At 40.5% G+C, this 22,800-nt stretch carries 20 protein-coding genes and 1 other RNA gene; 19 read left to right on the top strand and 2 right to left on the bottom strand.

Annotated features, from left to right (window positions below; genetic code table 11):
- Window positions 1–38: 38 nt before the first annotated feature.
- From panB to LG330_RS10125, 11 genes are all read left to right on the top strand, one after another.
- Window positions 39–878, top strand: a complete 840-nt coding sequence (panB, locus tag LG330_RS10175) for a 3-methyl-2-oxobutanoate hydroxymethyltransferase (protein WP_404403470.1) — start codon at window positions 39–41, stop codon at window positions 876–878.
- Entirely contained in the window at window positions 875–1,738 is an 864-nt protein-coding gene (panC, locus tag LG330_RS10170) for a pantoate--beta-alanine ligase (RefSeq protein WP_404403468.1), read from the top strand. The genes panB and panC overlap by 4 nt, the downstream gene beginning before the upstream one ends.
- On the top strand, window positions 1,723–2,109 hold the full coding sequence (gene panD / locus LG330_RS10165; RefSeq protein ID WP_404403466.1) for an aspartate 1-decarboxylase: 387 nt from the start codon (window positions 1,723–1,725) through the stop codon (window positions 2,107–2,109). The genes panC and panD overlap by 16 nt, the downstream gene beginning before the upstream one ends.
- Before the next feature lie 25 nt (window positions 2,110–2,134).
- Window positions 2,135–4,897 (top strand): ATP-dependent DNA helicase DinG, encoded by a 2,763-nt coding sequence (dinG, locus tag LG330_RS10160; protein WP_404403464.1) that lies wholly within the window; start codon window positions 2,135–2,137, stop codon window positions 4,895–4,897.
- A 55-nt stretch (window positions 4,898–4,952) separates the two neighbouring features.
- Window positions 4,953–5,123, top strand: a complete 171-nt coding sequence (locus LG330_RS10155; protein WP_322420981.1) for a YpmA family protein — start codon at window positions 4,953–4,955, stop codon at window positions 5,121–5,123.
- A 12-nt stretch (window positions 5,124–5,135) separates the two neighbouring features.
- Window positions 5,136–5,603 carry a hypothetical protein gene (locus LG330_RS10150; protein WP_404403462.1) on the top strand — a complete coding sequence of 156 codons (468 nt, stop codon included), beginning with the start codon at window positions 5,136–5,138 and terminating at the stop codon, window positions 5,601–5,603.
- Between the two features lie 14 nt (window positions 5,604–5,617).
- On the top strand, window positions 5,618–6,808 hold the full coding sequence (locus LG330_RS10145) for a pyridoxal phosphate-dependent aminotransferase (protein ID WP_404403460.1): 1,191 nt from the start codon (window positions 5,618–5,620) through the stop codon (window positions 6,806–6,808).
- Between the two features lie 77 nt (window positions 6,809–6,885).
- A complete protein-coding gene (asnS, locus tag LG330_RS10140) occupies window positions 6,886–8,178 on the top strand; it encodes an asparagine--tRNA ligase (RefSeq protein WP_404403458.1) in 1,293 nt (430 codons plus the stop codon).
- Between the two features lie 66 nt (window positions 8,179–8,244).
- Complete coding sequence (locus LG330_RS10135; RefSeq protein WP_404403456.1) at window positions 8,245–8,925, top strand: DnaD domain protein; 681 nt, start codon at window positions 8,245–8,247, stop codon at window positions 8,923–8,925.
- A gap of 14 nt (window positions 8,926–8,939) precedes the next feature.
- Window positions 8,940–9,599 carry an endonuclease III gene (gene nth, locus LG330_RS10130; RefSeq protein ID WP_404403454.1) on the top strand — a complete coding sequence of 220 codons (660 nt, stop codon included), beginning with the start codon at window positions 8,940–8,942 and terminating at the stop codon, window positions 9,597–9,599.
- Between the two features lie 2 nt (window positions 9,600–9,601).
- The gene (locus LG330_RS10125; RefSeq protein ID WP_404403452.1) at window positions 9,602–10,102 is read left to right on the top strand and encodes a YpoC family protein; all 501 of its coding nucleotides are present in this window, start codon (window positions 9,602–9,604) and stop codon (window positions 10,100–10,102) included.
- A 17-nt stretch (window positions 10,103–10,119) separates the two neighbouring features.
- Here the strand turns inward: LG330_RS10125 and LG330_RS10120 are convergent, their stop codons facing one another.
- Both LG330_RS10120 and recU read right to left on the bottom strand, forming a co-directional pair.
- Window positions 10,120–12,828, bottom strand: a complete 2,709-nt coding sequence (locus LG330_RS10120) for a PBP1A family penicillin-binding protein (protein ID WP_404403450.1) — start codon at window positions 12,826–12,828, stop codon at window positions 10,120–10,122.
- A 25-nt stretch (window positions 12,829–12,853) separates the two neighbouring features.
- Window positions 12,854–13,459: a Holliday junction resolvase RecU gene (gene recU, locus LG330_RS10115; RefSeq protein ID WP_404403448.1), complete on the bottom strand. Its 606-nt coding sequence runs from the start codon at window positions 13,457–13,459 to the stop codon at window positions 12,854–12,856.
- Window positions 13,460–13,605: 146 nt separating this feature from the next.
- On the opposite strand from recU, the gene LG330_RS10110 reads away from it, so the two are divergent.
- From LG330_RS10110 to LG330_RS10075, 8 genes are all read left to right on the top strand, one after another.
- Window positions 13,606–13,968 carry a YppE family protein gene (locus LG330_RS10110; RefSeq protein ID WP_404403446.1) on the top strand — a complete coding sequence of 121 codons (363 nt, stop codon included), beginning with the start codon at window positions 13,606–13,608 and terminating at the stop codon, window positions 13,966–13,968.
- A 293-nt stretch (window positions 13,969–14,261) separates the two neighbouring features.
- Entirely contained in the window at window positions 14,262–16,553 is a 2,292-nt protein-coding gene (locus LG330_RS10105; RefSeq protein WP_404403444.1) for a DEAD/DEAH box helicase, read from the top strand.
- Entirely contained in the window at window positions 16,543–17,775 is a 1,233-nt protein-coding gene (locus tag LG330_RS10100; RefSeq protein ID WP_404403442.1) for a ribonuclease H-like domain-containing protein, read from the top strand. The genes LG330_RS10105 and LG330_RS10100 overlap by 11 nt, the downstream gene beginning before the upstream one ends.
- Before the next feature lie 388 nt (window positions 17,776–18,163).
- Complete coding sequence (locus LG330_RS10095; RefSeq protein WP_404403440.1) at window positions 18,164–18,724, top strand: SLOG family protein; 561 nt, start codon at window positions 18,164–18,166, stop codon at window positions 18,722–18,724.
- Window positions 18,725–18,784: 60 nt separating this feature from the next.
- Window positions 18,785–19,111, top strand: a complete 327-nt coding sequence (gene gpsB, locus LG330_RS10090) for a cell division regulator GpsB (RefSeq protein ID WP_404403438.1) — start codon at window positions 18,785–18,787, stop codon at window positions 19,109–19,111.
- 62 nt (window positions 19,112–19,173) lie between these two features.
- Window positions 19,174–19,555: RNase P RNA component class B (rnpB, locus tag LG330_RS10085), an RNA gene on the top strand.
- A 135-nt stretch (window positions 19,556–19,690) separates the two neighbouring features.
- Window positions 19,691–20,833 (top strand): class I SAM-dependent RNA methyltransferase, encoded by a 1,143-nt coding sequence (locus LG330_RS10080; protein ID WP_404403436.1) that lies wholly within the window; start codon window positions 19,691–19,693, stop codon window positions 20,831–20,833.
- Window positions 20,834–20,845: 12 nt separating this feature from the next.
- Complete coding sequence (locus LG330_RS10075) at window positions 20,846–22,756, top strand: ATP-dependent DNA helicase (RefSeq protein ID WP_404403434.1); 1,911 nt, start codon at window positions 20,846–20,848, stop codon at window positions 22,754–22,756.
- Window positions 22,757–22,800: the final 44 nt, after the last annotated feature.

Raw genomic sequence — 22,800 nt, 5'->3', positions numbered from 1 at the left:
GGGATTTCGTTTCCCTCTGAAATAAAGGAGGAGAAAACATGAAAACAACTGCTGATTTTCTTAAAATGAAACAAGACGGTGAAAAAATAACAATGGTGACTGCCTATGATTACCCGTCTGCTAAAGCAGCAGAACAGGCACAATCAGATATGATCCTGGTGGGGGATTCTCTCGGGATGGTTGTGCTTGGGTATGATTCAACGGTTCCGGTCACACTAGAAGATATGATACATCATGCAAAAGCGGTCAGACGTGGTGCGAAAAACACATTTATTGTAGTGGACATGCCTTTTATGACCTATCATTTATCACGTGAGGAAACGCTGAAGTCCGCTGCTAGAATCATGCAGGAATCAGGTGCTGATGCAGTGAAAGTCGAAGGTGCGGGTAATGTGCTGCCTATGATCGAAGCGCTTGTTGAAAGTGGTATTCCTGTCATGGCTCACCTGGGGCTGACACCTCAAAGTGCCGGAGTACTTGGAGGCTTTAAAGTACAGGCGAAAACTGCTGAGCAGGGGATACAGCTGATCAACGATGCCGCAGCTTGTGAAAAAGCTGGTGCATTTTCAGTTGTTCTGGAATGTATTCCTCAGCAGATCACTGAAAAAGTATCAGCTGAATGTCAGATTCCAACTGTAGGGATCGGCGCAGGAGTTCAGGCAGATGGCCAGGTACTTGTATTCCATGACCTGGTTGGGTATGGTGACCATCGTGTACCAAAATTCGTTAAAAAATATACTGAAGTTTACCCGGATATAATCAGTGCAATCAAACAGTATAACGAAGAAGTAAAAAAGCAGGAGTTTCCTGCCGAATTACATTCATTTAATCTGAAAGAAGAAGAAAGAATTTCACTTTACGGAGGAACGAAGTCGTGAATATTGTCAGCACCACCCGGGAAATAAAAAAAATGATAAAAGACTATAAAAAACAGGGTAAAACAATTGGCTTTGTACCCACAATGGGTTTTTTACATGAAGGTCACTTAACTCTCGTAAGTAAATCAGGCAGTGACTGTGACATTACAATCATGAGTATATTTGTTAACCCGCTTCAATTTGGTCCCGGAGAAGATTATGACAGATATCCAAGAGACATCGAAAGAGATATAGAGCTTGCAGAAAAAGCGGGCGTAGATGTGCTGTTTACTCCGGATGTAAACGAACTTTATCCTGCAGAGCCTTCTGTAAGTGTAAAAGCGGTTGAACGCACCGACGTTCTTTGCGGAGCTTCGAGACCCGGGCATTTTGATGGAGTTGTGACAGTTTTATCGATTTTGTTTAATATCATTGATCCGGATAAAAGTTATTTCGGGCAAAAGGATGCTCAACAGGTCGCAGTGGTGAAAGGCCTTGCAGGAAGCTTACATTTCCCTACCGAAATCATTTCTGTTGAAACGATCAGAGAACAGGACGGGCTTGCTAAGAGCTCGAGAAATGTATATCTGAGCGATCAGGAAAGAACGGAAGCACCTGTCATTTACCAGGCGTTAAAAACAGCTTCTGAAATATATATGACAGACGGCAGCAATGCTGCAATCGAGCACTTTAAACATGAACTTTCAACTGTCAGCGGAGACATTGATTATATAGAAATCCTCACCTATCCGGAATTACAGGTACCTTCTGAGTCAGATACCCGTCTGATTATAGCTGCTGCGGTGAGGTTCGAGCGGGCCAGATTAATCGACAATATCATATTTACGACTGAGGAGGAAACAGCATGTTCAGATCAATGATGAGTGGGAAAATTCATAGAGCAAGAGTAACAGAAGCCAATCTGAATTACGTAGGCAGCATTACAATAGATGAAGATATTTTAGATGCTGTCGGCATGTACCCTAATGAAAAGGTACAGATTGTAAATAATAATAATGGTGCTCGGTTTGAGACATATATCATTAAAGGTAAACGCGGCAGCGGGGTAATGTGTGTTAATGGTGCAGCGGCCAGACTGGTGCAGGAAGGGGATGTCATTATTGTGATCTCCTATATGCTGGTTGAAAATGAAGCTGCGAAACACCACCAGCCAAAAGTAGCAATTATGAATGAGCATAACGAAATTACAGAGATGATTCATCATGAGCCTGAAGCAACAGTAATGGGCTAGAAATCAGATAAAGGCTGTGACAGGTATGAAATCAGAAAAAATTGCAGTGGTGGATATAGAAACAACAGGAAATTCATACAAAAGAGGCGACCGCATGATTCAGATTGCGGTCGTTCTGATTGAAGACATGCAAATTACAGAAACCTATTCATCATTTGTAAACCCGAAGCAGCCAATTCCTGCTTTTATCACCGAACTTACCGGTATTACAGATCAGGATGTTGAAGGCGCACCTGATTTTGAAGTGATTGCTCCCCGTATCAATGAGATGCTGAACGGGGCTGTTTTTGTTGCACATAATGTTCAGTTTGACCTGCCTTTTTTAAATGGTGAATTTTCCCGTGCTGGTTATCATGAGTTTTCGGGTGAAACCTGGGATACAGTTGAGCTGTCACGGGCATTGATGCCCGAAGCAGCAAGCTTCAAACTCGGTGACCTGACTGATAATCTGTCACTGGATCATGAACGTCCCCACCAGGCAGACAGTGATGCGCTGGCAACTGCAGAATTGTTAATCAGCTTACATAATAAAGTGATGTCTATGCCGTTAATCACTGTTGAACAGCTTTCTGTTCAGTCTGCTTTCCTTAAAAGTGATCTGACTCTTTTTTTTGAAGCCTGCATATATGAAAAAAAGAAAAATTTAACCGACCTCCCGCAAGAGCTAGAAGTCTTTAGGGGCATCGCTGTAAAGAAGAAACAATTTACAAGAAAGCAGAACCAGCCAGCTGAGTTTAACATTGAACCTTTTATCAGACAGCTCGTGCCGGGATATCAAAAAAGAGAAGCCCAGCTGAACATGATCAGTGATCTTTTGACTGCATATGATCAGCAGATGCATGCAGTGATTGAAGCGGGAACCGGGGTAGGGAAAACGCTCGGGTTATTGATCCCTGCCATGATCGAAGTGAGCAGAGGTAAAAAAGTTTTAATCACCACTCAAACACTTCAGCAGCAGGATCAGCTAATGTTAACAGCTGAAAAAATGAATCTGCTGCTTAATGATTCAATCTCAACTACTGTTTTAAAAGGAAGAAGCAACTATATTCATATGCTGAAGTTTGAGCAGTCATTAAAAGAATCAGATCGCCAGTATGATACTGTTCTGGCGAAGATGCAGCTTTTAACTTGGCTGACTGAAACCGAAACCGGTGATATTGATGAATTAAATCTATCAGGCGGCAGTCTCTTGTACTGGAACAGAATCAGACACAGCGGCTGGTATTTAGATAAAAATCAGGATCCATGGGCAAACAGGGATTTTTACAGCTACTCTCTTACAAAAGCTGAAAACGCGGATATTGTGATTACAAATCATTCAATGCTTGCTGCTGATAAGCATAAAGAGGTTCAGACGTTTCCGCGCTATGATTATTTAATGATTGATGAAGCACACCATCTCGAAGATACATGCAGAAATCAGTGGGGAATCAGGCTCGATTATATGAAAATAAAGTTTGCCATCACCCGTCTGACAGGCGCACAGGATGATGGCGTATCAGAAAAACTTCATTTGATTTTAAACAAATATGATATAAGCAGTGACAGGCTGGATCCTGACAGCTTTGAGAAATTAAATCAGGAAACAGATTCATCGTTTAATCAACTGGGTCAATATTTTAAGCAGTATGTAAAGCGGCAAAAAGGACTTCAAAGGCAAAAGCTGCTTTTAAATTCGGAAAAACATGATGACTGGAAATATGTAAAATACAGTTTTGAAAGACTATTCTTTGAATTGAAGAGCTGTCTAAAAGTTCTATCTGTCCAGCTTGATGCAATCGGGAAGAAGAAAACAAAATTGACTGTAACCGAAAAAGCTGCAGTTGAAGATGCGGGCGCGCTGGTTCAGGAATGGGAACGCCTGATAGAAATGATCAGAATGCTATTCATCAGAAAGCATGATCATCATGTGAAGTGGGTCGAAGGTGATTTAAGATCAGTTCCGGGCAGTTTGACGATAGTGGCGAATGAACTGGACCTTAAAGCGAAAATCCAGCAGGCCTTTTTTGCTGATCAGATCCCTTCTGCAGCAGTAAGTGCTACTCTCACAGTTAATGACTCATTTAATCATTTTATTCAATCAACAGGCCTTGAAGGGAAGAAGCTGATTACAAAAAAATACGAGTCACCGTTTGATTATCAGAATCATGTCCGGCTGATGGTACCTAATGATCTTCCGGATATTAAATCAGTGTCACCTGAGGAATATGTTGAATGGATCACAGGACATTTAGCAGTTATTGCTGAAGCAACCCAGGGAAGAATGTTAGTACTCTTCACATCTCATGAAATGCTGCGCAATACGTATGAATTGATTAAAGAAAGCCAGCAGATGGAGGATTTTATCCTGATTGCCCAGGGGATATCAGCAGGAAGCAGAACAAAGCTTTCGAAGAACTTCCGTAAATTCGATAAAGCGGTTTTATTTGGTACAAGCAGCTTTTGGGAAGGGCTAGATATACCAGGGGAGGACTTATCCTGTCTTGTTATGGTCAGGCTACCTTTTTCACCACCGGATGAACCGTTAATAAAAGCTCAATGGGAGCGAGCAAGAAGTGAAAATAGAAATCCGTTTCAGGAAGTCTCCCTTCCAAAAGCAGTACTCAGATTCAGACAGGGCTTTGGCAGACTGATCAGACACGAAAATGACCGCGGCATTTTTATGGTATTTGACAGGAGACTGATTAGTGCATCCTACGGTAAAGCATTTACAGATTCAATCCCGAAAATGAAAGTGGAAGAAAAAAGCCTGGATGAATGTATCTTTGACATTGAAGAATGGTTGTAGACTGAATAAACCTGTTATACTATTTATGATAAATCTGATGAAAGAAGTGAAGCTGATGGGTGAAAAGATTGAAATCATTTCGACAGTGACAGTAGATCACTCAAAAGATCTTTATAAAATTGTAGATGCTTTAAATCGGTCCCTTAAACGAGATGATCTGATGTTTGGTCTTGCACTTGATCAAGAAGATCAGTCAAAAGCAGTTTTTACAATTTACAGAACATAAGTGAGGTTTAATATGAAAAAATGGATACTCTTGTTAACTGCTGTTGTTTCAGTGTTTATGATCTGTTTTGCACTGATTTACTTTACTGCAAATCAGCAGGTTAACGCAGAGCTTGAAATAGCTGAAGAAGCTGCAAGGTCAGAAGGGATGGAAGTATCAGACAGCTATCATTATCATGGCAGTGAAGCTTATTATGTTGTTTCAGGAAGCATTGAAGGTTCAAATCAATTATTCTTTTATTCTGAAAATAGTGAGCTCGAATCTGTCACTGTTCCATATGATGAAGGGATCACAGAGGAACAGGCCATTGAGATGCTTTACGCTGATGATGAACCCAGCAAAATTTTATCTTCCAAGATTGGAATGGAATCAGTTGGTCCAGTATGGGAAATTGTGTATGAAGATCAGGATGAGCTTCTGAATTATTATTATGTTAAATTTGAAAGCGGCGATTGGTGGAGAACAATCCGTAACTTATAAGGAGTGGAAAGAATATGAGAGAATTACTTGCTGACAGAGTTAAATCATTAACACCATCAACTACTTTAGCGATTACAGCTAAAGCAAAAGAGCTGAGAGCAGCTGGAAAAGACGTGATCGGACTGGGTGCCGGAGAACCGGATTTTAACACGCCTGATCATATTATTGAAGCAGCATACCAGTCAATGAAAAGCGGTGAAACTAAATATACGCCTGCAGCAGGTACAGTCGCATTAAAGCAGGCGATTGCTGATAAATTCAAGAGAGACCAGCATATTACATATGAGCTTTCTGAAGTTTTTGTAGGCAGTGGAGCCAAGCACGTCCTTTATTGTCTGTTCCAGGCAATCCTGAACGACGGTGATGAAGTGATCATTCCGACACCGTACTGGGTAAGCTACCCTGAGCAGGTTAAACTTGCAGGGGGAACACCTAAGATCGTTGAAGGAAAAGAAGAGAATCAGTATAAAGTAACTGCTGAGCAGATCATTGAAGCTGCAGGACCTAATACAAAAGCTGTTATTCTTAATTCGCCAAGTAATCCGACAGGGATGGTCTATACGAAAGAGGAGCTTGAAGCGATCGGAGCAGCATGTATTGAAAAAGATCTTTTAATCGTGTCAGATGAAATTTATGAAAAGCTTCTGTATGACGGGGCGAAACATACATCTATTGCAGAAATTTCACCTGCTTTAAAAGACCAGACATTGATTATAAATGGGGTTTCCAAATCACATTCAATGACCGGTTGGAGAATTGGGTATGCTGCAGGGAGACAGGATCTGATTAAGGCGATGACGAACCTGGCTAGTCATTCTACATCCAACCCGACAACTACTGCTCAATTTGGTGCGCTGGCCGCTTATGAAGGACCTCAAAATGCTGTTGAAGAAATGAGAACCGCATTTGAAAGCCGTCTGAACAAAGTATATGATCAGGTCAATCAAATTCCCGGTTTCCGGTGCATTAAGCCACAAGGTGCATTTTATCTGTTTCCAAATGTAAAAGAAGCAGCTGTGCTATGTGGGTTTGATTCAGTGGATGAATTTGCAAAAGACCTTTTAAGTGAAGCAAATGTTGCAGTGATTCCGGGATCAGGATTCGGTTCGCCTGATAACATTCGATTATCCTATGCAACGGACCTGAATTCGCTTGAAACGGCATTGAATAGAATCAATGACTACGTTGAAAATAAAAGACGCTGATTGAACCATATACGTAACAAAGGTATAATACGTTAGTGATGAAACAATAGATATTAATGTTCCTGGAGGGAAATCAAGTGAAAACATCAATTATTCAAGCCGGCAGCCATGTTGGGGAAGAAGTGACAATTGGCGCGTGGCTCGCAAATAAACGCTCAAGCGGAAAGATCGCTTTTTTACAGTTACGCGATGGTACAGGATTTATTCAGGGAGTCGTTGTTAAAAGTGAAGTTGGAGAAGACATTTTCCAAAAAGCAAAATCACTGACGCAGGAGTCTTCTATTTATGTAACTGGTGTAATCAAAGAAGATTCACGTTCTCCATTTGGCTATGAAATGGATGTGAAAGATCTGACAGTGATTCATGAATCGATTGATTATCCAATTACGCCGAAAGAACACGGTACAGAGTTCCTGATGGACCACCGTCATTTATGGCTGCGTTCTAACCGTCAGCATGCTGTCATGAAAATCAGAAATGAAATCATCCGGGCTACTTATGAATTTTTCAATAAAGAAGGTTTTGTAAAGGTAGATCCGCCTATCCTGACAGGCAGTGCGCCTGAAGGTACTTCAGAACTTTTCCATACTAAATACTTTGAAGAAGATGCTTACCTTTCACAAAGTGGTCAATTATATATGGAAGCTGCTGCAATGGCACTTGGAAAAGTATTTTCTTTCGGTCCGACTTTCCGTGCTGAAAAGTCAAAAACTCGCCGTCACCTGATTGAGTTCTGGATGATCGAACCTGAGATGGCGTTTTATGAATTCGAAGATAATCTGAAAGTACAGGAACAGTATGTTTCCTACGTCGTTCAATCTGTACTTGATAACTGCCAGCTTGAATTGACAAGACTCGGAAGAGATACATCAGTTTTAGAGAAAATTAAAGCACCTTTCCCTCGGATCACATATGATGATGCACTGAAGTTTCTTCATGAAAAAGGGTTTGATGATATTAAATGGGGTGACGACCTTGGGGCGCCGCATGAAACAGCGATTGCTGAAAGCTATGATAAGCCTGTTTTTATTACGCACTATCCAACGAGCCTGAAACCATTTTATATGCAGCCTGATACAAATAATGAAGACGTCGTGCTATGTGCAGATCTGATCGCCCCTGAAGGATACGGGGAAATTATTGGAGGGTCTGAGCGGATTCATCATCTGGAATTACTTGAACAGCGAATCAAAGAACATAACCTCGAGCCTGAAGCTTATCAGTGGTACTCTGAGCTTAGAAAATACGGTTCAGTGCCTCACTCAGGCTTTGGACTCGGACTTGAGAGAACAGTTGCGTGGATCAGTGGAGTGGAGCATGTAAGAGAAACAATTCCATTCCCGAGACTATTAAACAGACTATATCCTTAATGACAAATGACCGGATAAGCACAACTGCTTTTTCGGTCATTTTTCAAGCTGAAAGGAGGGGACAGAGTGGCACAGCTTCCACTGCAAAAATGGATTAAAGAGGGATACACAGCGATCCCTGTAATGCTGTTGAAGTATTACAAAAAACTGAATCTCACCGAAACTGAAAGCATGCTGCTCATTCAGCTTCATTCATTTATAGATAAGGGAAATCATTTTCCGACACCCGATGAGATCGCTGAAAGAATGACTTTAACTTCATCAGAATGTCTGAAGATCATTCAAAAGCTGATTAAAAAAAATCTTCTTGAAATAAATAATAGTGAAGAAGAAATTAAAACAGAGCACTATTCACTCGAACCATTATGGAATTGCATATTGAACATTGCAGGTCAGGAACAGTTCCAGGAAACGGTTGAACAGACGATGGCAATGCAGACGGACCTTTATACAATGTTCGAACGGGAATTCGGCCGTCCTTTATCACCACTGGAATGTGAAACGCTTGCGATGTGGATTGATCAGGATGATCACAGTCCGGAGATCGTAAAATCTGCATTAAGAGAGGCGGTCATTTCTGAAAAACTGAACTTCAGATATATTGACCGCATATTATTTGAATGGAAGAAAAAAGGCATCAAATCCCCGGAAGACGCAAAAAAACAGGGGGAGCAATTCAGAAAACCAAAAAATCAGACAGAGAAACCTCATGAGCCTGCGCCATTTTATAATTGGCTTGAGAATTGACTGGAAGTGATAATATGCTGACTAAGCCTCAAATTAGAGAGTGTCTAGATGAAATGGAAAGAATGTTTCCGGATGCTCACTGTGAGTTAATTCACGACAATGCATTTGAATTAACGATCGCTGTATTATTATCAGCACAATGTACAGATGCGCTGGTTAATAAAGTGACGAAGGACCTTTTTAAAAAATATAAAACACCTGAAGACTACCTGAATGTAACGCTCGAAGAACTGCAGCAGGATATCAGGTCTATAGGTTTATACAGAAATAAGGCAAAGCACATACGTAATTTATGTGAAAGATTAATAGAGCATTATAATGGTGAGATCCCGGCAGATCACAAAGAACTGACTACTTTACCTGGCGTTGGCAGAAAAACTGCAAATGTTGTTATGTCCGTTGCATTTGACTGGCCTGCAATCGCTGTTGATACACATGTAGAGCGTATATCCAAAAGGCTTGGTATCTGCAGGTGGAAGGACTCAGTCCTTGAAGTAGAACAGACGCTGATGAAAAAAGTGCCGAAGGAGGAGTGGTCGGTCACTCATCACAGAATGATTTTCTTCGGCCGCTATCACTGTAAAGCTCAAAGGCCGGATTGCGCTAATTGTCCATTGCTGCACTTATGCCGCGAAGGGAAGAAAAGACAAAAGAAACTGAGGCAGGAGATATAATCATGAAATATATACTGCCGGATCAGTATAAGCATCCATTGTTTTATCAGCCAGATCACGTTGAAGTGGAGATAGATGATAAAAGAAGTTTTGACCCTTATTTTGCAGAAGATCTACTGGCTAGGCATCATCAAGTAAAGCCCTGGGAGGATATTGAATCCTGTATCGGTTCCATCAATGAGGAATGGAAGGTTCTTTCAGATGAAATGAGGCCGCTTTTTGAAGGTCAGGCTGAAAAGACATTTGATTCTATGGTAAAAGGAATTTCGCTTTTCTTTACACTTTTATACTGGACAAATGAAAAGCATGTATCAGTCTCGACGTGGGCAGAGGATATAAAACATTTTGAAGTATCAATCATGAACCCGCATGAACGGATCTCATTTGTGATGAAAAGACCTGCTGTTTACTTTTCTTTTATCCAGCTGGACGAAATGTTCCGGGAGCTGACTAAAACATCTGCTAAATTTGCAGCCATAAAAAAAAGAAAGCGCGGAATTTGACCTCCGCGCTTTCTTTTTTATTCTTCGGAATCAGTTGTGCCGTCTGAAGAACCTTCAGCAGGTTCTTCAGGGGTTTCATTCCCACTGTCTCCTTCTTCCTGACCTGTTCCCTGATCAGGATTTTCTTCATCGTTATTTCCGGAGTTTTCGCCATCATTGTTGCCCTGACCTTCTCCATTGCCGTCGCCTTCACCTGGAGTTTGTTCATCCTGATTATCTTCAGGCGTTTCTTCCTGATTTTCTTCTTCATTTTGTTCTTCTTCAGGATTTTCTTCGTTTTCTTCATCCTGATTCTCATCTTCAGAACGTACAATTTCAATATTCGTGTTCGCAGAACTGCTTCGTTCATCATCAGCGATCGCTGTAACTGTGAACGTATAAGTTGAGCCTTCCTGTACTTGTTCAATATTCAACCCGTTTTGAGAGGTAACAGCAAGCTCACGTTCTTCATCGCCGTCGATGCTCACTAGCACTTCAAATTCTACATCACGATCATCGTTTTCCTCCTGACTGTGATCCCAGGTCAGCTGTATTGTACCATTTTCCTCATTGTACTCTGCTGACAGGTTAGAAGGGGCCTGCAGGTCAGGAACGACAAATTCTTCAGATACAGCAGTCGGCTCTGTACCTCTGATAAATAATTCAACTGATTTCTGATCATCAGGCGTGTATTCACTCGCCAGCTGAACCGGAGAAGTGCCTTTTTCAATTTCCACTTCAACCACACTATCCGGCTTTTCAAAATCAGGTGTTTCGATTCCTTCATGAACGCCTCTCATAATATCTCTAAATATATACTGGGAAACCCAGCGGTCCTGAGGAGAGAGGTAGTTCTGGTTAACATCTGCTGCATACCCAAGCCAGACTGCTGCAGTGTATTGCGTTGTATATCCTGCAAACCAAGAATCAGGCGCTCCATTTGATGGAATATTATTAGCATTACGGATATCTTCAGGATAGTTGGTTGTACCTGACTTACCAGCAAGCGGCAGACCGTTCACCTGAGCGAGTTCACCTGTTGCACCAGGCTCAAGTACATCCTTTAGCATATCTGACATCATGTATGCTGTAGAATCCTTCATGACAACTTCTGATTCAGCCTCAAGCTCCATTGATGAGCCGTCTCTGAATTCAATACTTGTAACTGAATGCGGCTCGTTATAAACGCCTTTGTTACCAAATGCTGCATAGGCACCAGCCATTTCTAATGTATTTGTTTCAGGCTCACCACCAATTGCTGCACTTTCACAAAGTACTTCACCACAATTTTCTGTGTTAAAGTTCCAGCCGAGGTCTCTGAGGAATTCAGTTCCCTGTTCCTGGCCAACTTCCATATAGGCTTTAATTGCAGTAATATTTCGAGAATCTGCTAAAGCTTCTCTCATTGTCATTGGTCCTTTGAACTGACCGTCATAGTTATTTGGTGCAAAGCCATTTGAATATTCATAAGGCTCATCGACAATTGTCTGTGCAGTAGACCAGTCCAGATATTCAATTGCTGGTGCATAATCAAGCAGTGGCTTAATTGCTGATCCAGGCTGACGGGTCTGATCAGTAGCGTAGTTAAAGCCACGCTGCACTTCATCTCCATATCCGCGGCCGCCGCCGATTGCTCTGATTGCACCACTTTCGGTATCAAGCAATGTCACACCAGCCTGAGCCATCACATCATTCATATCTGCAGGAAACTGGATATTTCCATCATTCAGCGTATTTTCGACGATCGTCTGTGCATTCGGGTCAAGTGTCGTGTTAATGGTTAAACCATCTTCATACGGGTTAACATCTTCTAGGTCATCAATTTCATCCAGTACGACATCAACAAAAGCATCATATTTCGATTCTTCAGCTGCAAGCTGTTGTCTTGGATTTTCAGAACCTTCACTGCGGTCTACAAGACCATCTGTGATATCTGTTTCAATTGCCTGATTCATTTCTTCTTCAGATATCTTGCCATGATTATTCATTTGTCGCAGTACAATATCACGACGTTCTTTTGCAAGATCAGGATTTTCATATGGGTTATAAGCATTAGGGCGCTGCGGTAGTCCTGCTAAGAGGGCTGCCTGGTGCAGCTGAAGATCTGAAAGGTCTACACCGTAATAGTATTGAGACGCTGTTCTGATCCCATAAATGCTGTCTGAGTAATAAATTTTATTTACATACATTTCAAAAATATCTTCTTTGCTGTAATCCTGTTCAAGCTGATATGCAAGCCATGCTTCCTGGGCTTTACGCTCAAGTGACTTTTCAGGTGTGAGAACAGATTGTTTAATGACCTGCTGTGTTAATGTACTGGCACCTTCAGCACCAAATCCCTCAGTAATGTTTGCAAGTACTGCTCCAACAAGACGGAAAAAGTCTACGCCCTGATGTTCATAAAAGCGGTTATCTTCAATTGCAAGGACTGCATTTTCAACGACCGGGGGAATTTCATCATAAGATACAAACTCTCTGTTTTGTGCACCAATCCTTGCGAAAACATCGCCATTAACATCTTTAATTTCTGTTGTGATCGGGTCTATAAAATCTTCTTCATTCAGGTCCGGAGCCTGTGAAGCGTAGTAGGCGAACAAGCCGCCTCCAAACAATAGTCCGGCCAGTCCAACGATCAGGACTGTCATGATAATCTTTTTAAATATAGATCCTTTTTTCTTCTTTTTATTTTTGGTCTTGGAATTTTTTTGCGCATTCCTTTTTTCTTCGCGTGATTTATAATCAGCCATTTAACATTTCCTCTCTTTCAAAAGCTCATTTAAGCAAATGATCTATAATTTTAAGGTAATCTATCCTGGGGTGCAACCCCAAAGGGATAGGGTAGGAAGTTTCCTCTATTTCTTTTTTTGTCATAGATTTTCTTCCGCCTTTTAACATCCTCTCCCAAAATTGATTTAACTGCACGTACGGCATCAGGAATATTTCCTCAGTCAATGAAAACCTGATAATGACAAATGCAATTCCTTTTTGAGCAGTGACCTGTTTCATATGATCAAGCTGATGCTGATGGAAATTCTGCAGTGGAAAAGAAGTACGATTTCTCGTTTCTTTCGCCTCAAAATCAATGTAACTTCCTTTATAAACACCATTATAGTCGGTGGTAGAAGCCTGCTTAAAATAAGCTTCTTTAATAACAGCAGCACTTCTTTTTGGATAATCTACATTTACGATCTGCACTGGTACAGGTTTTTTATGAATAACTGCAGTACCGGAATGAACATAATAGTCATTCGTTTCATTAAGATCTTCTTCGAGGGTCATTCCTCTTTTTCCGTGAGAATATGACTTTTCTTTTTTTACAGCACTGTTCACAGTAGGTTTAGAGCTGAATTTTTTTCCATTTGGATAATGAAATTCCATGTGTAACACCTCACCTGAACATCATACCACATGCGTGGTTTGATCAAACTGATTGGTCGTAAAATTAGACGTACATACATCAATTAAAGTTACAGTCCGGCATTCGTTTGTTAAACTAACTGTATAACTAAATTGAGGTGTTACATTTGAAACCGGATAAGATATTAAAACAAACGAATAAATTAATTGAAATAACCAGACATGCAGATCAGGAATATAACAATAGAAGAGATTCAAAAGTTAAGGGTGATTTTTACACAGAAGTCAAACCATTTGCAGATCACGCACATTCTATTTTGTCCGAGTGGAAAGAAGCTGCATCAAATTATCTGATCAATCAACCGAAAAAAAATATTCACCAGAATCAAATTGCTGCAACTGCTGAAAATATTGAGTTAATTGTTGTACAGTGCTTTTTCCCGGAAACAAGCTACAAGCGATTCAAGAGCTATATACAATCAAGTCTTTATGTATTAGAACAATTAAGCGCAATTCTGGAGGATCATTAAAGCACTGATAGGCATAAGCTATCTAAAAAGGGGAATGACCGTGTATTTCTGTCCATATTGCTGTCGTCCTTTATATCATTATGCTGCCGAAGAACCAGGAGTAAAAAAAGAGGAAAAAGAGGAAAAAAGGCAAAAAGTTGACTTTAATCATATTATGTCAACCTGTAACCAATTCGTAAATACGTGCAGCCAGGCGAATCAGCTCATTCTATCTATCACAAAGGTAATAAAAACTTAACCCTATTTGCATGAAGGAATATATGTTCGTATAATAGGGGTACAGAGGTGATCGCATGCGTAAGAAGACGCTAAGTGAAATCGCAGAAAACTTTAAACAGAATCGGGAAATTTCAGATCAGATTATAAAATGGCATACGATAGAACCTAAGGAAGCGGTGTATGCACCGCTTCCTGATCGTGTTCACCCGGACCTGGTTAAAGCGCTGGAGCGCAGGGGCATCGGGCAGCTTTATTCACACCAGGCTGAGGCATTTGAAGCTGTCAATAACGGTCATTCTATTACTGCTGTTACACCGACAGCATCAGGTAAAACACTTTGTTATAACCTTCCTGTAATTCATCAGATCATGAAAGAACAACATAGCAGGGCATTATATATATTCCCTACAAAGGCACTGGCTCAGGATCAGAAAACGGAGTTAAATGAGCTGCTTGAGCTTGCTGAGGCTTCCATTAATTCATATACCTATGATGGGGATACTCCGGCAGGAATCAGACAGAAAGTCCGAAAGGCGGGCCACATCGTCATTACAAATCCGGATATGCTCCACTCAGCGATACTTCCGCATCATACAAAATGGGTATCGCTTTTTGAGAATCTGAAATATGTTGTGATTGATGAGCTGCATATTTACCGGGGCGTTTTTGGCAGCCATGTGGCAAATGTGATTAAAAGATTAAAAAGAATTTGTAAATTTTACGGGAGTGATCCGATTTTTATCTGCACATCCGCAACGATTGCAAATCCAAAGGAACTTGCAGAAAATCTTACAGGCAACAAAATGGAACTGATCAACAGGAATGGAGCTCCTTCAGCAAAAAAACATTTTGTATTTTATAATCCTCCTGTAGTCAATCACCAGATGAATATCAGACGGAGTGCAACACTGGAAGTCAGAAGAATTGCAGGACTGTTATTAAAAGAAAAAATACAAACCATCGTCTTTGCCAGGAGCAGAGTAAGAGTTGAGATAATTCTTACTTATCTTCAGGAGCTCGTGAAAAATGAACTCGGACCAAAATCGATCAGGGGTTACCGCGGCGGGTACCTTCCCACACAGCGCAGAGAAATTGAAAAAGGGCTACGTACAGGGGATGTGTATGGTGTTGTAAGTACAAATGCGCTCGAGCTCGGAGTTGATATTGGACAGCTCCAGGCTTGTGTGATGACCGGATACCCCGGGACCATTGCCAGCGCGTGGCAGCAGGCAGGGCGTGCCGGACGAAGACAGGGAGAAGCCTTAATTATTATGGTGGCAAGTTCAAGTCCTCTGGATCAGTTTGTTATTCAGCATCCTGACTATTTTCTTGAAGCAAGTCCAGAGACAGCCAGGATTAATCCTGAAAATATCATTATCATGCTTGATCATTTAAAATGTGCTGCATTTGAGCTTCCTTTTGAACGGGACGAGCTTTTTGGTGATATCGATCCTGCTGATCTGCTTGAATATTTAACAGAAGAACGTGTATTGCATTTTTCAGGAAATAAATGGCATTGGATGAATGATGCCTTTCCTGCTCACAACATCAGTCTCAGATCTGCTTCACAGGAAAATGTAGTGATCATTGATCAGACAGAAACTGCTGATCATAAAGTACTCGGCGAGATGGACCGTTTCAGCGCAATGACACTATTACATGATGAAGCGATCTATCTTCACCAGGGTATCCAGTATCAGGTTGAATTTCTTGACTGGGAAGAAAAAAAGGCATTTGTAAGAGAAGTGGAAGTCGATTATTATACGGATGCAAATCTTGCAGTTCAGCTATCAGTGCTTGAAGAAGACAAATGTAAACAAACTGATCAAGCGAGGGTCTCATACGGGGATGTATCCGTCAGGGCAATGGCTACAATATTTAAGAAAATTAAATTTGATACACATGAAAACATCGGTTCAGGACCAATCGATCTGCCTGAAGAAGAATTACACACAAGTGCAGCATGGTTTGCATTAAATGAGGATCTTCATGAAATGACGGATGAAAGAATCGAACAGGGTCTGATAGGTGCAGCACATGCCCTAAAAGCAATCGTTCCTGTATACGTCATGTGCGACCCTCAGGATATCCAGATTACTCCACAGGTAAAAGCAGTTCATAATCAACTGCCTACTATATTTATATATGACCGTTATCCTGGGGGAATCGGGCTGAGTGAAAAGGTATATGAGACAGGGGGCAGCCTGATCCGGGAAGCAGCCTTACTTGTAAAAGGGTGCAGCTGTGAGGAAGGGTGTCCATCATGCGTCGGGACCGAGATTTCATTCTCAGGTGGAAAGAAAGATGCATACACACTATTAACATTATTTGCAGAAGCAATGGAGAATGCTCGAAATGAACTTTAAAAAAAAGCTTGCACGGATGAAGCCTCATTTACAGCAAAGTGAAGTGAAATCTGAAGTTGTAACTGAAAAACTGCCTCATATGGATATCTGGAAAGATCATCAGACAAATGTATATGTCTATGAAGACCAGTACTGTCTGATCAGAGAAGTTCACTATTCTGCAGATCATCAGCACGGCCATTACAGGCTTTCAGATTTCTCAGAGGTAGTAAAATCATGGAACCAGACCAATTTTGATCATTCACTATCTGCCAAAGCGTTTAACCCTGAGGACTTATTCTTTTTCGATACTGAAACAACAGGACTGAGCGGGACAGGCACTACAATATTTTTACTTGGTTACGCGACATTTAAGGAAGACAAAGTCATATTAAAACAACATATTTTAACTGATCCATCTAATGAGATTGCGTTGTATCTGAGCTTTTTAGAAAATGTTAACTACGAAACACTCGTTACTTTTAATGGGAAGTCTTTTGACTGGCCTCAGGTGCAATCACGTCATACATTAATACGTAATCATGTGCCAAAACTTCCTGAAACAGGTCATTTTGATTTATATCATGCAGCTAAAAGACTATGGAAGAGCAGCCTGAAATCATTAAAATTAAAAAGTCTTGAAGAAGAGAAACTCGGATTTGTCAGAACGGACGATGTGCCAGGCTATCTGGCACCGGCAATCTACTTTGATTTTGTAGAAAGAAAGCATCCTGAAGGCATGCTGAAGGTACTTGAGCATAATGAAAAAGACATTCTATCATTGATTACGCTCTATACTCATATCAGTCTTCAGCTGTTAGGGACAGATCTGAATCAAAACAGCATGGAAAAACTTGAAACCGGAAAGTGGTTTAAAAAAGAAGGGGAACAGCTGATTTCAGAAAAATACCTGAAAGATGCGTATGAAATGGATGAAAATCCTTCTGCTGCTTTTCATCTGGCCTATGAATATAAAAACCAGAGAAAATTTGATCAGGCAATTAAGCTTTTTAAAATTTCCCTGAAAAATAGTGAGTATAAAGAACAAAGAATCTCCGCAATTGAGATCTCAAAAATTTTTGAGCATCAAAAAAAAGATTATCAACAGGCCTATTTATTTGCAATGAAGGCGATAAAAGCACTGGATCGTGATGTAGTAAAAGAAGAATATAAGCAAAAAAAGCTTGAAGAAATTAAACACAGGTTAAATCGTATTTCCCGGAAATTACGTGGAAATCATTAAAGTATTTCCCGGGCAAGCGCATAAACCGACGTTTTAACAGCTTTTTCAACCCTTCATTTCGACTAATTTCCGCAGGGGATTGCATAATTGTCACAAAATAGACAAGAATCTATGTTTATTAGATGGTTGTTTCATGTGCGAAACAATTGTACTATTAAATTATTGATTATATTTGGGGTTGAAAGTATGAGAAAATTACTGTTATTGTTGTTTTTCTTCGTGATTGGAGCTACTGCTTACGTATTCTCGGCAATTGGAGATCAGCTTTCAATATTATAATAAGTAATGAACCGGATATGTTAGCTGAGTAAAAGCATCTGGAAGCGGCAGGATAAAATAGTCCCGCCGCTTTTTTTGATAAACGTCTATATAAAATGTGGTGATCAATATGAAAACACTCGTTATCTCAGGATATCGGGCACAGGAAATCGGCATTTTTAAATCTGATGATCCTGCAGTTAGGATCATTAAAAAAGCAATCAGACAGCGTGTGGAACCCCTTATAGAAGAAGGTCTTGAATGGGTCATTGTATCCGGGGGACTCGGTATTGAACAGTGGGCCGCAGAAGAGGTCATACAAATGAAACGTGACCATGCTCAAATACAGCTGGCTGTAATAACACCTTTTTTGAACCAGCAAGAAAAATGGAATGAAGAGAATCAGAACAAGTATCAAAATATCCTTAAAAGTGCTGACTTTACGGCATCTGTTTCTAATAAATCTTATACAGATCCCTCACAGTTTAAAAATAGAGATGACTTGCTACTCCGGAAAGCTGATGGTTTACTGATTGTCTATGATGAGGAAAAAGACGGATCGCCCGGTTTTCTTGTGAAAAAAGCGAAAAACTATGCAGAAACTGATAAATTGGAAATTATGTATATTAATTTTCAGGATTTACAGTGGATTGCAGATGAAGAAGCATTAAATGAAATAGAACCTGATTGACAAGCGACCTGCTTTTTGGAAAAATAAATATACTGGATACGAATGCCGAGGTGAATAATAATGAAAAGCGAAATTGCACAATTAACTGCGAAAGAAATCCTTGAACGAGAATTTAAAACAGCAATGAGAGGCTATAAGCCTGAAGAAGTAGATGCATTTCTTGACCAGATTATTAAAGATTATGAAGCTTTTACTGAAAGAATTGAAACGCTTGAAAATGAATTGAAGAAAGCACAGAAAAGCACTGCGGAACCTCAGCGCAGATCTACCGTACAACAGACTCAGCCGCAGACAACTGCAAGCGGTACTACAAATTTTGATATTTTGAAGAGACTGTCTAATCTGGAAAAAGAAGTGTTTGGCAGAAAATTATACGAGGACAGGTAATAAAAGCTTCTTGCTTATTACCAATGTTCACTGTATAATTTGATTTTGGCGAAACCGGCTATATGGTTGGGCAATTGCTGCGTTATGCAGAGGAAAGTCCATGCTCACACGGTGCTGAGATGCCCGTAGTGTTCGTGCTTCGCGAAATAATAAGCGGAGGCAGCCTGAATCGTCAGGCTGACGGCAGAGAAGATACCTAAGTCTTTTTAAGATACGGTATGCATCTCTTGAAAGTGCCACAGTGACGTAGTTCTGTCAGAAATGGCAGAAGTGGAACGAGGTAAACCCCACGAGTGAGAAACTCAAACAATGGTAGAGGCACTTTCCCAGGGGAAATGAACTGAGGGAAAGGCCGGTATTTATGCCGGCAGATAGATGATTGCCGCATGTCGTACGAGCTTAATAAGCGTTAAAGTACGCATGAACAAAACATGGCTTACAGACCATTAGCTGGTTGACCAATTTTATAGTGAAATTATCAGAAGGCATGACCATTATCAGGAGGTCTGCCTTTTTTCTTTCGAAACAGGGTATGATGAGCATAGATGAAATGATCATAAATATAACACGAGGTGAAACATGGCTACGTACAAACTGATCGCCACAGCAGCGATGGGACTCGAATCGATTGTTGCAAGAGAAGTAAAAGATCTTGGTTATGAAACTACAGTAGAGAACGGCAAGGTATTTTTTGAAGGGGATGAACTCGCAATTGTAAAAGCGAATATGTGGCTGAGAACCGCTGACCGGGTGAAGCTTGTGATGGGTGAATTTAATGCTTACTCATTTGATCAGCTTTTTGAAGGGACAAAAGCACTTCCCTGGGAAACCCTAATGCCGGTAGATGCAGCATTTCCAGTGTCGGGTAAGTCTGTTAAATCTAAACTATACAGTGTTCCTGACTGTCAGTCTATTGTAAAAAAAGCAATCGTTGAGCGAATGAAAGCAGCATATAAAAGAATGAGCTTTCTTGAAGAGACAGGTCCTACTTACAAAATTGAAGTTGCAATCAGAAATGATAAAGTGACACTTACCGTTGATACGAGTGGTGCGGGCTTACATAAAAGAGGCTACCGTACAGGTCAGGGGGAAGCACCGTTAAAAGAAACAATGGCTGCTGCACTGATCAAATTAACAAACTGGCGTCCCGACCGTCCTTTTCATGATCCATTCTGCGGTTCAGGTACAATTCCGATAGAAGCAGCGCTAATCGGGCAGAACATTGCACCAGGGTTCAACCGTGAATTTATATCAGAAGAATGGCCGATCATTCCTGAAGCTTTATGGGATAAAGTGAGAGAAGAAGCAGAATCTGCAGCAAATTACGATCAGCCGCTTGAGATCTACGGGACAGATGTAGATCATAAGATGATTGAAGTGGCTAAGGAAAATGCCATAGAAGCGGGGCTCGGTGATTTAATACAATTTAAACAAATGCAGGTAAAAGACTTCACCGCTTATAATGATTACGGCGTCATTGTAGGAAACCCGCCTTACGGTGAACGGATCGGGGAAGAGGAAGAAGTTGAAGAAATGTACCGTGATATGGGTGAGGTTTTCGAACAATATCCGACGTGGTCAAAGTACATTATTACATCACATCCTCATTTTGAAGACTTATATGGTAAAAAGGCAACTAAAAAACGCAAATTATTTAACGGGTTTATTCGTACAGATTATTATCAATATTTTGGTCAGCGTCCTAAACGTAAAAATGATTAAGGGAATGATTGAATGAATACAAAAAGCCTACCTTTTCCTGTAACAAGCGACCAGTCATTCTATGAAGCTCTGGGAGACTGGATTGGTGATGTCTTCTATGACATATTACCTGAAAAAGGGTTAGAGCTGCGTGATGAGCAGATATTTATGGCTTTTCAGCTTGAACAGGCCTATAAAAATAAATCAGTTATCTTTGCAGAAGCAGGAGTCGGTACTGGTAAAACAATTGCATATCTGCTTTATGCGGTTGCTTATGCAAGGTATACAGGCAGACCGGCTATTATCGCGTGTGCGGATGAAACACTGATAGAACAATTAGTAAAACCAACCGGGGATATTAAAAAAATTGAAAAGATGCTGGATATGGAGATTGATGTCAGGCTCGCCAAATCCAGAGAACAGTATTTATGTTTGAAAAAGCTTGATGAAGCTGATAAACGGACTGAAGATGAAGCAATTGAGGATGTTTATTTGCAGCTTCCCGAATTCGTCTATGGAGCAGGATCCATGTCATCCTTTTACCCTTATGGCGACAGAAAAGAGTATCCATATTTAGATGATGAACAGTGGCAGGCTGTAAATTATGATTCTCTTCAGGATTGCCTGAGCTGTGATGTGAGACATCGCTGCGGTCAGACACTTCATCGTGAATATTACAGGCAGTCCGGTGATTTGATTGTCTGCTCACATGACTTTTATATGGAACATATCTGGACAAAGGATGCCAGAGTAAGAGAAGGACAGCTTCCGTTGCTTCCTGAAGCAAGCTCCGTTATTTTTGATGAAGGACATCTGCTAGAATATGCTGCACAAAAAGCATTGACCTATAAAACGTCAATGCAGTCGATGGAAAAAGTTCTTTCAAAGCTTTCAGGTAATGATATAAGAGAAAAGACGTTATATTTGATAGACTCCATACTTGAGTTACATGATGATTGGTTTGCTTTAATTTCAAGCAGTGCAGACCATAGTTCAGAGAGAATGAAAATTAAAAAGTCTGATCAATTGATCAAGGCTTCTGCCAGACTGAAAAAATCAATAGATGAATTGCTTGAGGAACTGGTATTTGAATCTGAAATGTATGTAATAGATGAATACGATCTTAAAATTTCAGAAGAATATCTTGAAACCGTTCTTTTTTCATTAAAATTACTGGTTGAAGATGACAACGCAATTATCTGGCTTGAAGAAAATTTTGAAGATGAAAGGCTTGTCATTATGCCAAGAATGGTAGAGGAAATTTTGAGAGAAGAAGTCTTTTCAAAAAAACTGCCGTTCATATTTTCATCAGCCACTCTTTCAGTTGATGAAGACTTTTCGTATTTAGCATCCAGTCTCGGAATCGACGACTACTCATCATTTACAGTAGAATCTCCGTATGAATACGATGAAGTTATGAGTATACAGGTGAGAGTGCTCGATGAGACAGATCGTGCGTCCGCTATTTCTGACATCGTCAATCAAAACGATGGCGGATCACTAATTTTATTTAACAATTATGAAGATCAGGATTTATTCAGGTTTACTAACCTGATAGATGACAAGCAGTGTCTATTTGAGGGTGATGAAGAAATCAGTACACTGGTTGAGAAATTCCAGGAAGATACTTCTTCAGTACTGGCTTCAATCAATTTATGGGAAGGTCTTGATGTACCAGGGTTAAGTCTGAATCAGGTTATCATTGATTCTCTTCCATTCCCGCCTGATGATCCGGTGTTTGAAGCAAAACGTAATCATTCGGTAGACCCGATAAATGAAGTGGATCTCCCATATATGCTCTTAAGATTGCAGCAGGGTGCAGGCCGATTAATCCGTTCTTCATCTGATAAAGGAAAAATTACAATTTTCTTATCAAAAGATGAAGAAAAGTGGATACCGGCGATTAAAAAAATCCTTCCTGTTGAGCCGGAGATTATTAGATAAAATATAAATGCTAAGGGGTATACCCCTTTACTGCTTTTAGGAGC

It is taken from the genome of Jeotgalibacillus malaysiensis (assembly GCF_044789845.1).
GTDB lineage: Bacteria > Bacillota > Bacilli > Bacillales > Jeotgalibacillaceae > Jeotgalibacillus > Jeotgalibacillus malaysiensis_A.
Note: the sequence above shows the minus strand (reverse complement) of the source record. Positions and strands in the feature narration are given on the sequence as shown.